14 protein-coding genes are annotated in these 12691 nt (G+C 71.6%); 9 read left to right on the top strand and 5 right to left on the bottom strand.

Going from position 1 to position 12691, the window contains the following annotated elements; genetic code table 11:
• Positions 1 to 209: 209 nt before the first annotated feature.
• On the top strand, positions 210 to 1769 hold the full coding sequence (locus tag GA0074694_RS24645) for a protein adenylyltransferase SelO (protein ID WP_245714888.1): 1560 nt from the start codon (positions 210 to 212) through the stop codon (positions 1767 to 1769).
• Between the two features lie 15 nt (positions 1770 to 1784).
• On the opposite strand, the gene GA0074694_RS33270 is transcribed toward GA0074694_RS24645, so the two are convergent.
• Positions 1785 to 2138: an aldo/keto reductase gene (locus GA0074694_RS33270; protein WP_245714889.1), complete on the bottom strand. Its 354-nt coding sequence runs from the start codon at positions 2136 to 2138 to the stop codon at positions 1785 to 1787.
• On the opposite strand from GA0074694_RS33270, the gene GA0074694_RS33275 reads away from it, so the two are divergent.
• Positions 2073 to 3056, top strand: coding sequence for an outer membrane protein assembly factor BamB family protein (locus GA0074694_RS33275; protein WP_245715038.1), 984 nt, complete (start codon positions 2073 to 2075; stop codon positions 3054 to 3056). The two genes, GA0074694_RS33270 and GA0074694_RS33275, sit on opposite strands and share 66 nt — an antisense overlap.
• Positions 3057 to 3092: 36 nt before the next feature.
• Here the strand turns inward: GA0074694_RS33275 and GA0074694_RS24660 are convergent, their stop codons facing one another.
• On the bottom strand, positions 3093 to 3410 hold the full coding sequence (locus tag GA0074694_RS24660; RefSeq protein WP_091462407.1) for a helix-turn-helix domain-containing protein: 318 nt from the start codon (positions 3408 to 3410) through the stop codon (positions 3093 to 3095).
• A 583-nt stretch (positions 3411 to 3993) separates the two neighbouring features.
• On the opposite strand from GA0074694_RS24660, the gene GA0074694_RS24665 reads away from it, so the two are divergent.
• The gene (locus tag GA0074694_RS24665; RefSeq protein ID WP_091462410.1) at positions 3994 to 4311 is read left to right on the top strand and encodes a DEAD/DEAH box helicase family protein; all 318 of its coding nucleotides are present in this window, start codon (positions 3994 to 3996) and stop codon (positions 4309 to 4311) included.
• A gap of 98 nt (positions 4312 to 4409) precedes the next feature.
• Here the strand turns inward: GA0074694_RS24665 and GA0074694_RS24670 are convergent, their stop codons facing one another.
• Positions 4410 to 5378: a LysR family transcriptional regulator gene (locus GA0074694_RS24670; RefSeq protein ID WP_091463911.1), complete on the bottom strand. Its 969-nt coding sequence runs from the start codon at positions 5376 to 5378 to the stop codon at positions 4410 to 4412.
• A 28-nt stretch (positions 5379 to 5406) separates the two neighbouring features.
• Between GA0074694_RS24670 and GA0074694_RS24675 the strand changes: the two genes are divergently transcribed.
• From GA0074694_RS24675 to GA0074694_RS24700, 6 genes are all read left to right on the top strand, one after another.
• On the top strand, positions 5407 to 6276 hold the full coding sequence (locus GA0074694_RS24675; RefSeq protein ID WP_091463915.1) for a serine hydrolase: 870 nt from the start codon (positions 5407 to 5409) through the stop codon (positions 6274 to 6276).
• Positions 6277 to 6397: 121 nt separating this feature from the next.
• Positions 6398 to 7363 (top strand): MBL fold metallo-hydrolase, encoded by a 966-nt coding sequence (locus tag GA0074694_RS24680; protein ID WP_091462413.1) that lies wholly within the window; start codon positions 6398 to 6400, stop codon positions 7361 to 7363.
• Positions 7364 to 7446: 83 nt separating this feature from the next.
• Positions 7447 to 7812: a DUF4259 domain-containing protein gene (locus GA0074694_RS24685; protein WP_091462415.1), complete on the top strand. Its 366-nt coding sequence runs from the start codon at positions 7447 to 7449 to the stop codon at positions 7810 to 7812.
• A gap of 117 nt (positions 7813 to 7929) precedes the next feature.
• On the top strand, positions 7930 to 8418 hold the full coding sequence (locus GA0074694_RS24690; protein WP_176738106.1) for a C40 family peptidase: 489 nt from the start codon (positions 7930 to 7932) through the stop codon (positions 8416 to 8418).
• Positions 8419 to 8723: 305 nt separating this feature from the next.
• The gene (locus tag GA0074694_RS24695; RefSeq protein ID WP_091462420.1) at positions 8724 to 9299 is read left to right on the top strand and encodes a GNAT family N-acetyltransferase; all 576 of its coding nucleotides are present in this window, start codon (positions 8724 to 8726) and stop codon (positions 9297 to 9299) included.
• 142 nt (positions 9300 to 9441) lie between these two features.
• The gene (locus GA0074694_RS24700) at positions 9442 to 10653 is read left to right on the top strand and encodes a S8 family peptidase (protein WP_091462423.1); all 1212 of its coding nucleotides are present in this window, start codon (positions 9442 to 9444) and stop codon (positions 10651 to 10653) included.
• A gap of 162 nt (positions 10654 to 10815) precedes the next feature.
• On the opposite strand, the gene GA0074694_RS33780 is transcribed toward GA0074694_RS24700, so the two are convergent.
• Together GA0074694_RS33780 and GA0074694_RS33785 are read right to left on the bottom strand one after the other, a co-directional pair.
• Entirely contained in the window at positions 10816 to 11331 is a 516-nt protein-coding gene (locus GA0074694_RS33780; protein WP_218105805.1) for an FAD-dependent oxidoreductase, read from the bottom strand.
• Between the two features lie 5 nt (positions 11332 to 11336).
• Positions 11337 to 12248: an FAD-dependent oxidoreductase gene (locus GA0074694_RS33785; RefSeq protein WP_218105806.1), complete on the bottom strand. Its 912-nt coding sequence runs from the start codon at positions 12246 to 12248 to the stop codon at positions 11337 to 11339.
• Positions 12249 to 12691 lie beyond the last annotated feature (443 nt).

Consider the following 12691-nt stretch of genomic DNA (forward strand, 5'->3'; position numbering starts at 1 on the left):
GGAGGTCGTCGACGGCCGGGCCGGCTCGCGCGGACGGGCCGGTCCGCGTCAGCCGGCGCGGGATGTCGCGTCACCTCGCCACCACGGGGTCCGTCACGTCGCGGACCGGTTGCGCCTGTGCCACCAACCGACTCCTCGTCGACCCAGCTCGGGTACATCGTGCCCACCGCCCGGGTCGGCCGGTCCTGTCGTTTGTTAGTAGTGCGGCGGTGGGCGGGGCGAGGGCGGCCGGGGCGTCGGAGCAGGCCCGTTCCGGGGGCGGGCAGCAGCGGCTGGTCGTCCGCGTCCGACGTACCCTGGGTCGGGTGACCACCGCGCCGCCCCCGACCGTGACCCTCGACAGCCGCTTCGCCACCGAACTCGCGGAGATGGCGGTTCCCTGGCGGGCCGAGGAGGCTCCCGAGCCGCGACTGCTCGTGCTCAACGAGCCGCTCGCCACCGAACTGGGCCTCGACCCCGGGTGGCTGCGGAGCGTCGACGGCGTGCGCCTGCTGATCGGCACGGCCGTCCCCACCGGCGCGGCCCCGGTGGCACAGGCCTACGCCGGTCACCAGTTCGGCGGATACGTCCCCCGGCTCGGCGACGGTCGCGCGCTGCTGCTCGGCGAGCTCGTCGACCCGGACGGCCGGGTCCGCGACCTGCACCTCAAGGGCTCCGGCCGCACACCGTTCGCACGCGGTGGCGACGGCCTGGCCGCGGTCGGCCCGATGCTCCGCGAGTACGTTGTCAGCCAGTCCATGCACGCCCTGCGCATCCCCACGACCCGGTCCCTCGCCGTGGTGGCCACCGGACGCACGGTGCACCGCGAGACACCGCTGCCCGGCGCCGTGCTCGCCCGGGTCGCCGCGAGCCACCTGCGCGTCGGGAGCTTCCAGTACGCCCGGGCCACGGGCGACGTCGACCTCCTGCGCCGACTCGCCGACCATGCGATCGCCCGCCACCATCCGGGTGCCGCCGGGGCCGAGCGCCCCTACCTCGCCCTGTTCGAGGGGGTGGTCGCCGCCCAGGCGTCACTGGTGGCCCGGTGGATGCTGGTGGGGTTCGTCCACGGGGTCATGAACACCGACAACATGACGATCTCGGGCGAGACCATCGACTACGGGCCGTGCGCCTTCCTGGATGCCTTCGACCCGGCCACCGTCTACAGCTCGATCGACCACGGCGGGCGCTACGCCTACGGCAACCAGCCGGCCATGGCCGAGTGGGACCTGGCCCGGCTCGCCGAGGCCCTCCTCCCCCTCCTGCACGACGACCAGGACCGGGCGGTGGCACTGGCGGTGGAGTCGCTCGGCGGGTTCCGTCGTCGGTTCGACGCGGCCTGGTCAGCCGGTATGCGGGCCAAGCTCGGCCTGCGCGCCGATCTCGACCAGGCGGTCGTCTCGCCACTCGTCGAGGATTTGCTCGCCCTGCTGGCGGCGAGCCGGGTCGACTTCACGTCGTTCTTCCGCGTGCTCGCGGTCGCCGCCCGTGGCGAGGCCGAGCCCACCCGCCGCCGGTTCCTCGACCCGGGTGCGGTCGACGACTGGTTGACGCGGTGGCGCGCCCTCGGTCCGGACCCCGACGGGATGGACCGGGTCAACCCGGTCTACATCCCGCGCAACCACCTCGTCGAGGAGGCGCTCGCCGCCGCGACCGACGGCGACGTCGACCCGCTCATGCGGCTGCTGGACGCCGTGACCGCCCCCTACGACGAACGGCCCGGCCTCGAACGCCACGCCGCTGCGGCCCCACCGGACTTCGGCACCTACCGGACCTTCTGTGGGACGTGAGGCCCCCGGGCGTGGTCATGCGGCCGGTCGGTCCGCGCCGCGCACGACCGGCGGGTTCAGGCGGGCGAAACCCTCCTGACGGTGGTACGGGAAGTGCGGGTAGGGCGCCGTCCGTTCGCTCGCCGCGCCGAGCCGGGCCATCTGGTCAGCGGTCAACGTCCACCCGACGGCACCGAGGTTCTGGCGGAGCTGCGCCTCGTTGCGGGCACCGATGACGACCGATGAGACCGTGGGCCGTCGCAGCAGCCAGTTGAGGGCGGCGCTCTGATCGTCGTCGTTGCCGACGAGGAGAAGCAGTTGGAGGTGCTCGACGCGGCCACCGGCGCCACCCGCTGGCGGGCCGGGGACGCCCAGGACGTCGTCGTCCACCAGCGGGCCGTCTACCTCCGACAGTGCGTCGGCACCGGGTCCCGGGCAACGTGTGCGCTCGTCGCCCGGGACCCTCGGGACGGCCGGCAGCTGTGGAAACTGCCCGCCGCCCGCTCCGCCGAGGTGAGCGACGAGGCGCTCGGCGGGCAGGCGCCGTACGCCCCGCCCGCCACGCCGTACGTGGCGGTGTGGTTGAGCGACACCACCAACGCGTACACCACCGTCGCGGTCGCCACCGGCAGGCCCGGTGCCGGGCGTCTGCCGAACCGGGCCTGGGGCAGCTTCGTCGCCGGAGACCTGCTGGTGACCACCGACAACGCTCTGCGCGGGAACGGGACGGACTGCACCGTCGGTATCACCACCGTCAACGCGGCCACCGGTGCCCGAGGGTGGTCCGGTGAGGTCTTCAGCGGACGTACCCAGAAGTGCGACTGTGCCCAGCAGCTGGCACACGACGGGAGCAGGCAGGATCAGATCGGGACCGGCACCCGGCTCGTCGCGGTCACCGCGTCCGGCCAGCCGCAGCTGGTCGACCTGCGGACCGGCCGGAAAGCGTGGGAGAGTGCCACCTCCGGCGTGCCGATCGCCGGGAACGACCGGTCCGTGCTGATACGGCACGCCACCGACGTGGGCGAACTGGCCCTCCTCGACATGACCACCGGCGCGTCCCGGTGGACCGCGCCGGACCCGGTACTGGCCGCTGGCGCGACGGCCTGGCGGGCGATCGTGACCGACAGCGTCGTGGCGGTCAGCGGCCGGAAGGACGATCGGCCGTGCGTGTTCGTCTACGACGTACGGACCGGCCACCAACTCGGCCGCTACCCCGGTTACCTTGCCGGCGGCGCGGACGACTGGGTCGCGGTGCTCTTCCCCGCCTGGGAATCCGACGGGCTCTCCCTGGAACTGCACACCTTCTGAGCGGGCCGCCGACCGGTCACGGCCGCCGGGCCGGCGTCAACCGGGTTGCTGCGTCCCCTGCCGCTCCCCGTTGTGCCGCAGCGCCTCTTCGAGGCGGTCCTCCAGCGTGATAATCCGGCAGGCGGCATCGAGGGCGGTGCCCTGGTCCACCATCTCCCGGGTACGGGCGGCCAGACGCAGCTGACGACGGGAGTAGCGGCGGTGGCCGCCGGCGGAGCGGTGCGGGTCGATCAGTTTCGCCTCGTCCAGGCGGCGTAGGAAGTCCTGCGAGATGCCGAGCATCTCGGCGGCCTGGCCGATGGTGTAGGCGGGGTAGTCCTCGTCGCCGAACATGTCGTCGGGGTGTTGCCCCATGCCACCTCCACGTCGAGGGCCCCGGCGCTTTCGCGCCGGGGCCCAGGGTTACGGGTCAGAACACCAACTGCCGACAGACGTGTCGGGCAGTCGCATCCGCACCGGCCGGATGTGACGGCTTCGAGTGCGGGGATCGCGTAAGCGTGACCGGAGACCACCTTTCGTTCGATGGAAACTACGGTGTCCGCGCAGCCTGGATTCGCGGCTGACAGCGGGCGATCCAACGGTGCGAAACCCTCCCTTTCCTCTTCGTTTCCCTTGCTGAGCTGTCCACCGGCGGCGGCGCCCACGCGACTTCATGGCCCCGACACGCATGGCGGACACGAACTGGAGCCCGAAATGTCCCGGCTCCCCCACAGCCGCCCGTCGTGACCTCACGGCCGGGCAGTTCGTCTGCGTCCTTACGGTTCTCTGTTCTCGACGTGAAGAAGGCTACCCCACGCCGCCGAGGAAATCTAGGCAACCTGACGCAGGTTTTCTCGGCGGGCGGTCCGCGACGAAGGCGGCCCTGCCGAGCGTGGGGACCACCGGCGCCGGCCGGCCGTATTCCACCGCTCCAGGTGGGACTGTCCGGTTTCCGGCCGTGGCCACGATCGACGCGACGGCGCCGGGCGACCGGTGTACCGGTTGGGTCAACCGCTGCGCGCGGGTTGACCGCAGCGGAGGGGGCAGGAATGTCGACAGGCGCCTGCCGGGCGACGATCCGCAGGTCGGGTGGAGCGAGGCGATGACCGAGCCGGCGGCGCTCACCCATGACGTCATGTTCTACGACACCGACGACGAGTTCGTCACCGGGCTGCTCCCGTTCATCCACGAGGTCCTGGCCCAGGGACAGGCCGTGACCGCGCGGGCTCTGGATCGCGCGACAGCGCTGCGACGCGTTGGCGATCGCGTGCCGTGACGGTGAGAGTCGCGTGCGGTTCGCCATCGACCTACGACGTGCCGATACGTCGCCGCGATCCGTGACACCGGCGGAGCGCTCGCAGGCCCTCACGCAGCTCAGGGTCCGGTGGCACGTGGGGCGTAGACGATCGTCCAGGGGTCCGGCACCGCGGGCGTCCGCAGCGCCGCCGGAGCGGCCGCCCCCTCGGCCAGCGTGTCGGCGGCGATGTCGGCGAACCGCTCCGCCGCAGGGTGCGGCGACTGCGCGGGCCACGCGGCGGACGTGGTCCGGACCAGGGGGTGACCGGCGACCGGTCGCCAGACCACGCGCGGCTCCCGGCGGACGGCGCTCTCCGGTTCGAACGCCACGCCCCGCCCGGCGAGCACCAGACCGATGAGGAACTCCGGGTTGCGGGCGTGCCGGATTCGGGCCGGTGCGAAACCGTGTTCCCGGCACACGTCCGTGACGTGGTCGTGCCAACCCGGGGCGGTGACGCGAGGCGGCAGGACGAGGTCGTGGCCGGCGAGGTCGGCGAGAGCCAGTTCGGGCAGCCGGGCCAGGGGCGACACACGCGGCAGCACCACCCCGAGCCGCACCCGTACGGCGGGACCGAACCGCAGGTCCGCCACGTCGACCGGGTGGTGGAGCAGCCCGATGTCGAGCCGGGCATCGGCGAGCATCCGTAGCTGCTCGCCCGTGGTCAGCTCCTGCAGGTCGACGTCGAGCCCCGGTACCCGCTCGGCCAGCCGTCGCAGGAGAGCCTGGAGGGCGACTGCGGGTGTCTCCGGCGGTACGCCGGCGCGCAGCGCACCCAGACTGCCCTCGTGCACCATCCGCATGAGCGCGCGCATCCGCTCCTCGCCGGCGAGCAGCCCGCGCGCCTGCTCCACCAGCAGCCGACCGGCGGCGCTGACGTCGACCCGGCGCCGGGAGCGGTCGAACAGCTCGACGCCCAACTCCCGCTCCAGCCGCTGGATCGCCTGACTCAGCGGGGGCTGGGCGATGCCGAGCCGCTCGGCGGCGCGGCCGAAGTGCAGCTCCTCGGCCACCACCACGAAGTAGCGCAGGTGCCGGAGAAGATCCACCAGACCCAAGATAGCTAGGGTGACGACCATGCTGCCGGGGGACGTCTTCACACGCGTGGGGGTCGACGCGCGCCTGCACGCGGTCGACATCGACACCGGCCACGAGATCGGCGTGGGCGCGGACGAACAGGTCGTGATCGCCTCCGTGTTCAAGATCCTCCTGGTGCTGGAGTTCGCGCGGCAGGCCGCGGACGGGCAGCTGGACCCCACCGAGCGGGTGGTGGTCCGCGCCGAGGACCGGCTGGGCGGCTGGGGTACGGCCGGCTGCGCGGATGACGTGGAGCTGTCCCTGCGCGACCTGGCGTACTTCACCATGTCGGTCAGCGACAACACCGCCGCCGACCTGCTCATGCGTCGGGTCGGTCCGGACCTGCTCCCGCTGCTCGCCGCCGAGTTGGGACTTCCCCGCACCCGGGTGATCGGCGGACCCCGGCAACTCCTGGAGACCATGTTCGCCGACGTCGGGGCGCGCGACGCCGCCGAGTTCGCCCGGATCTTCGCCACGCTCCCCGAGCACCGGATACGAGCACTCCGGGTGTTCGACCCCGACAAGACCACGTCCAGCACCGCGCGGGAGATCACCCGGTTGTTGACCCTGGTCTGGCGGGACGAAGCCGGGCCGCCCGCCGCGTGCGCGATGGTCCGCGACCTGATGTCGCGGCAGTTGTTCTGGACACGGTTGCCGTCCGGCTTCCCGCCGGACGTCCCGGTGGCCGCGAAGACCGGCACCCTGCCGGGGCTGCACATGGAGGCCGGCGTGGTGCGGTACCCGGACGGCGGCCGGTACGCGGTCGCGGTGTTCGCCCAGACCCGGCGGTTGACCACCCGGCGCATCGACGTCGACCTCGCGATGGGGGAAGCCGCCCGGATGGCGGTCGAGGCGCTGCGCGCGATGTGACCACCGCCTCAGCCGGCACCGCCACGGGCTACGGCACGCAGGACCGATATGCCGACGGCTATCACGGGTGCGCCCCGGTCGTCTTGGACGCGTCGCGCCCGGCGGTGGTTGGCTGCCTGCCATGACCGACTCACCACTCGCCCGCCGCCGGTTCCTCGGTACCGCCGCCGGAGCGGCACTGTCCACGGCGGTCGCCACCGTCGCGACCGGGTCCGCCGGGTCCGCCACGCCACGTCGACGCCGGTCGGCCGGTTCCGGCGCGTCGTTCCGCTGGCTGGGGACCTCCGGCTGGCGGATCGACATCGGTACGACGACCGTGCTGGTGGACCCGTACCTGAGCCGCTTCCACACCGGGCTGTTCGACGGGACGTTCGACCCGGCCACCGGGCTGACCGTCGACACCGCCCGCATCGCCGACATACCGGGCACCCCACGGACGATCCTGGTGACGCACACGCACTGGGACCACTTCAACGACGTACCGCACATCGCGGGTCGCTCCGGCGCCCGGATGTTCGGCACGCTCACCGCGTACCACCTCGGGATGGCGTACGGCCTGCCCACCTCCCAGCTCAGCCCGGTCAAGGGCGGCGAGGTACTGGACTTCGGCGACCACACCGTCGAGGTGGTGGCGTCGCTGCACAGCCGCAACGGCTCGTACTCGATGGCCTTTCCCGGGGTCCGCGTCGCCGTCCCGGCCCGGCCGGAGAAGGTCGAGGACCTGCCGGAGGGGGACACCCTCTCGTTCCTGCTGACACCCCGGGGCGGGCCGTCGGTGTTCTTCATGGGTGCGAGCGACTTCGTCGAGCGGAACCTCGCCGGCATCGCCCCGGACGTCGCGATGATCGCGGTGCCGAACACCGATGTCACCCCGGCCTACGTGCCGCGTCTGCTGGCCGCGCTCGACTGGCCGGCCACCGTGGTGCCGGTGCACTGGGACCACTTCGAGGTGGCGCTGCGGAACCCGCCGACGGTCACGCCGGGTGACCGGAACCGGCTCGACGCGTTCCTCGCCGCCGTGCGCAGGGTCGCGCCGGGAACCCGGATCCTGGTGCCGGAGTACCTGACGCCGTACACGTTCGCGTAGTACCGGCCGGCTCCCCGCGGCGATGTCGGTGGCGCCTGGTTCAATCCCGCCCGACGATCGGGCACGGGACGGAGCGAGGACCAATGGGCACCTGGGGCAGCGGCAACTTCGACGGCGACACGGCCGCCGACCATCTGTCCGACCTGACCGGGCGGCTGATCTCCGAGATCGCCGAGGCGATGTCCGGCGATCCGGTCGGCATCGAGCCCGACGAGTACTGGGGCGTCGCGGTGCCCTGCAATCTGGAGTTGCTCGGGCTCATCGCCGCGCAGGGGTACGTCGGGGCCAGCCTGCCCGCCCCGGAGACGATTGCCGACTGGAAGAGCAGCTACCTGGCCGTCTGGGACCGGACGATCGACGATCTGGAGCCCGCCGCGGAATACAAGGAGCAGCGGCGCGCGGTGCTCGTGCGGACCTTCGACCAGCTGAGCGAGCTGGCGAAGCGCTAGGCGGGGCAGGGTGGGCGCGGGTCGCAGCCGAAGCGGCGTGAATGCGGACGCCGAGCGGGCCACTCCCACCCAATGACCCACAGGCGGCGGACGGCGCGGCGGGTGGCCGCAACGGCGGTGAGCGGCATACTGGCCGCCGCGGGGCTGACGCTCGTCCCGGCAGGTCCGGCGCAGGCGGCGGGTGTGCGCGCCCACGTCGTGGACGCCGCCGAGGCCTACCTGGGCACACCGTACCGGCTGGCCTACGGGTGGACGTGTGGGACGGCGGCGGTCGACTGCGAATGCCTCAACCGGCACGCCATCTGGGACGGCACGTACCGGGCGACCGGCCGGGGCCTCCAGCTCAACTACTGGTTGCAGGGGCAGATCAACCAGGGACGCCGCACCAGCGATCCCCGCCCCGGCGACCTCGTCTTCTGGGACACGGACCCCAACGACGGCATCCGGTACGGCGGCGACCTCGACCACACCGGTGTCTACGTGGGCAACAACAGGGTGATCGACGCCAACGCCTACTACGGGTACGTCATGTACGACTCGATCACGCTCGGAGGCACGGAGCCCGACCCGATCTTCGTGGATGTCCTCACGCCCCACGGATACTGACCACCCCGATCGGGCGCTCCGGGGTCAGGCAACGATGACGTACAGCCCGTCGGTCGGATCGACCACGGCGTTGAGTCGCGCCCCGACCTTCAGCGCCGGGTGGTCGTTGCACTGCGAGGCGGACTCGAACGGCGCGAACCCGGGCCCAATGATCAGCAGACTCAGCTCGATCCCCTCCTCCTCGCGGCCGACGACCGGCCACCCGTCGACGTCCGGCCGTCTCCCGGGTCCGCCGCCGGGCGTCTACGCGGGTGGCCCCGGTCAAATGGCTTGGTGGGGCACCCAGGTTGGGCCACGATGGCCCCATGTCTGACGTCGAGCGCTCCGTGGACGGCATCACCACCGGGCCTCTGATCCTGCGCAAGCCGACCCCGGCGGACCTGCCGGTGCTGTTCGCGCTGTACGCCGACCCGCTGGTGTGGGGGCCTGACCCCCTGAGCCGCCACCACGACACCGGACAGACCACTCGGATGATCGAGAACTGGCGCGCGGCGTGGCACCGGGACGGTCTCGGCATCTGGACCGCCTGGCGGGCGGAGCCGGACGGGGACGCCTTCGTCGGGATCGGTGGTTGCTTCGTCCGCTACGGCGTCGCGTGGAACCTCGGCTTCCGTCTCCTCCCCGGGTTCTGGGGGCGGGGCCACGCGCAGGAGATCAGCGCTGCGGCGATCACCGAGGCGCACCGCCTGCGCCCGGACCTGCCGCTGACCGCCTACGTGCTGGAAGGAAACGACCGCTCCCGGCGGTCGGTGGAACGCGTCGGACTGGAGCTGGTCTGGCGTGGCCCCGACGCGGACAACCCCGACGCCTCCGCCGTTCGACTGCTCCACAGCGACCGACCGCTGTCGCCGGAACTGGTGCACACCCTGACCGAGCACTGACCGGCAGTTTTCCGTCAGCGCGAGCAACACCCAAAAGCATCGACTAACCTGGATCGATTGGTTAGCGTCGTCGGTACCGTCCACACCACCGCCCGCCCCCGCCTGGGTGTTCATGGCGGCCAGAGCAGGGAGGACCGAATCGATGACACTCCTTCGCCCCCGACGACGCCGACTCGGCGTCCTCGGCGTGCTCGCGATCTCGGCCGTGGTCGCCACCACGGCCGCTGTTCCGGTGAGCGCGGCACCGGCCGGCGGTGCGATCCTGCGGGCCGGCGGCGCCACCGCCGTCCCGGGTAGCTACCTCGTCGTTCTCCGGGACGACGCCGTCGGCGGCCCGGCCGGCACCCGGGTCGGTGCCGTGGCGCAGCGGGCCGACGACCTCGCCGGCCGCTACGGCGGGACGGTCGGTCACCGTTACGGCCACGCGCTCAACGGATTCGAGGTACGGCTGTCCGAGCCGGCCGCCCGACGCCTCGCCGCCGATCCGGCAGTCGCCTTCGTCGAACAGAACCACACCGTGCAGATCCTGACCACACAGTTCAACGCCCCGTGGAACCTCGACCGCATCGACCAGCGGACCACGACGCTGTCCGGCACCTACAGCTACACCAGCACGGGTCTCGGGTCCACCGCGTACATCATCGACAGCGGCTTCCGGCACACCCACGTCGAGTTCGGCTGGCGGGCCGGGGGCGGCTACGACGCGGTCGACGGCGCGCTGCCCGCCGACGACTGCAACGGCCACGGCACCCACGTCGCCGGCATCGTCGGCGGGAAGACGTACGGCGTGGCCAAGGAGGTGCGCCTGGTCCCGGTACGCGTGATCAACTGCTCCGGCAGCGGCACGTGGGCCGGAATCATCAGCGGTATCGACTGGGTGACCGCCGACCACGACCCCGGCGAGCCGGCCGCGGCCAATCTCAGCCTCGGCGGCAGTTTCAGCGCCTCGCTCAACACGGCGGTGGCCAACTCCATCGCGGACGGAGTGGTCTACGCGGTCGCCGCCGGCAACAGCAACGCCAACGCCTGCAACTACTCACCCCAGTCGGTCCGCGAGGCGATCGTGGTCGGGGCCTTCCAGAGCAACGACGTGCGGGCCAGCTTCTCCAACTGGGGTGACTGCGTGGACATCTACGCCCCCGGGGTGAACATCCGATCGAGCTGGCACAGCGGTGACACCATGACGAACGTCGTGAGCGGCACGTCGATGGCGGCACCGCACGTCACCGGCGCGGCCGCCCGTGTGCTCCAGAACAACCCGACCTGGACGCCGGCCCAGGTGGCGGCGTACCTGATCGCCCAGGCGACCCTGGTGAACAACCTGCGTCTGCTCTACATGGATCCGCTGACCTGACCGGAACCCGTCCGGCCGGTTCGACCTCCGCGTCAAACGTCGAGGGCCCTGGCGCGATGGGTGATCCCACTGCGGCAGGGCCCGACGCCGCCCGGGGCACGTGTGACCCGGGCGGTCAGGCGACCAGCCGACCGGTTCACTCCCACTCCTTGTAGTAGGACGTCAGGCCCTGCCGCAGCGGGTCGTGCAGAGCCTCGTCCAGCACGTCGTCCACCTCGACCAGCAGCTCCGACGGCGGGTGAAGGTCGGGTGCAGGCTCTCGGCGATGCTGAGGTACGTGGCACGCAGGTTCGACGAGAGGATCCTGGGCCACTCCCCGTTGACGGTCCACTTCGCCTCCCACCCGGTGCCCAGCATGTGGTCAACCGCGGTGTCGACGATCTCCTCCCGGGTGCCGGTCGGCAGCGGTGGACGGACCGGCACGAAGTCCCGCAGTGCCGGGTGCGCCTCGCGGCCACCGAGCATGTCGGCCATCTGCTGCGCGAGCAGTGGCGACTGGTGCAGGCCGTCGCGGTAGGTGCCGGTCGCCATCCAGACGTTGGCGATCCCGTCGAGCCGGCCGAAGAGCGGGAACCCGTCGGCGGGGATCGGCCGGTTGCCCACCTGGAGCCTCTGCAGGGAGGCGTCCTCCAGCCCGGTGTGCAGCTGGTCCATGGCGCACTCGATGAGGAACTTCACGTCGCTCAGCAGCGCGTACTGCCGGGGTCGGGAGAGATGATGTTCGTGGCGCCGATGTACAGGCTGCCGTCGGCGCGGGGCACGCAGTGCAGGCCGCAGGCGAAGGAGCGGTTCGGGGTCCGGAGCACGGAGTCGGGCACCCGGCCGTCCGGGGTCTCGACGACCACCGAGACGCCGTACCCGCTGACCATGGGCGGGACGCGCCGGGCGACGTCCTCGAAGGTCGCGAGGAGGTCGAGGGAGGTCGCGCCGGCCGCGACGATCACCGTGTAGCCACCGACCACCGTCCCGTCGTCGAGGGCGACGCCGGTGACGCGGTCCCCCTGGGTGACCAGGACGCGGGCCCGTCCGTCGACGATCGTCCCCGACGTGTTGCGCAGCGCCGCGTCGAGTTTGGTCAGCAGCAGCGCCGAGTCGACCGATCGCTCGCCCGGGATGTAGAGCCCCAGCAGCGACCGGTGCAGGTCGTTCGGTGCGAGCCAGGCGTCGTCCTGCGGGTCCACCCGCTCGTAGGGCTCGTCGTAGGTCCGCAGGGTCGACTCGATGGCCTGGAAGTTGCCGGTGTCGACCGCCTTGGAGCCGGTGCTGTTGAGCATCACCAGGGTGCCCCGCGAGGTCACCAGCGCACGCTCGTCGGCGGCGACGTCGGCCAGGAGTTCGGCCCAACCCGCCCACAGCCCCCGCGCCTCGTAGTCGACCGCCAGCTTGGCGCGGCCATGTTCGGTGGCCAGCAGCGCGGTGGTCACCTCGCCGAAGCAGCCCAGCATGGCACCGGACGCCGTCGACGCCGCGTACTTCCGGTTCGGTTCGCCGATGCGGGCGACGCGGGCCCCCCGGCGCGACAGCTCGAAGGCGATGGAGGAGCCGACGACCCCGTTCCCGACTACCACCACGTCGTGGTGAGCATTAGATGCCATCAGATTCCTCTGCCCTTCAGATCAGATCTCGAAGGCGTCGAAGACGCGACAAGGGCACGACGGGAGGAATGACCCCGACGCACGGCCCATTGGCGCGCCGAATAACGCTGAAGTCAGCTTGAAAACGCGGATCCTCGGAAATCATCCGCAGGTCAACACCGTGTCGAATCCGTTCGGCTGACGGCAGACAGCAGGCCAGCAAGCAGTATCGAATCAGCGTTGACCCGTGTTGACGGCAACAGGCGCCCGTGCACGCCAGTCCGATCGGATCCCCGCCCACCCCCATCGAAGGCACTCGCGGGGGCCGACTTTAACATGGGCGTTCACATCCGTCCACACACTACAAAGAGCCATCGTTCAATTCCTATCCGTCAGTTCACCATGCGCCGACTTGACTGATGCGAAGGAATTCCGATCGCCTGCGGTGGATATCGCCAGAGGGC

Source organism: Micromonospora inyonensis (genome assembly GCF_900091415.1).
GTDB lineage: Bacteria > Actinomycetota > Actinomycetes > Mycobacteriales > Micromonosporaceae > Micromonospora > Micromonospora inyonensis.

Excerpts from the sequence above, each read along its gene's own strand:
- GA0074694_RS24660 (WP_091462407.1), bottom strand. The coding sequence starts at position 3,410 with ATGGGGCAACACCCCGACGACATGTTCGGCGACGAGGACTACCCCGCC.
- GA0074694_RS24675 (WP_091463915.1), top strand. The coding sequence starts at position 5,407 with ATGCTGCCGGGGGACGTCTTCACACGCGTGGGGGTCGACGCGCGCCTG.
- GA0074694_RS24680 (WP_091462413.1), top strand. The coding sequence starts at position 6,398 with ATGACCGACTCACCACTCGCCCGCCGCCGGTTCCTCGGTACCGCCGCC.
- GA0074694_RS24685 (WP_091462415.1), top strand. The coding sequence starts at position 7,447 with ATGGGCACCTGGGGCAGCGGCAACTTCGACGGCGACACGGCCGCCGAC.
- GA0074694_RS24695 (WP_091462420.1), top strand. The coding sequence starts at position 8,724 with ATGTCTGACGTCGAGCGCTCCGTGGACGGCATCACCACCGGGCCTCTG.
- GA0074694_RS24700 (WP_091462423.1), top strand. The coding sequence starts at position 9,442 with ATGACACTCCTTCGCCCCCGACGACGCCGACTCGGCGTCCTCGGCGTG.
- GA0074694_RS33785 (WP_218105806.1), bottom strand. The coding sequence starts at position 12,248 with ATGGCATCTAATGCTCACCACGACGTGGTGGTAGTCGGGAACGGGGTC.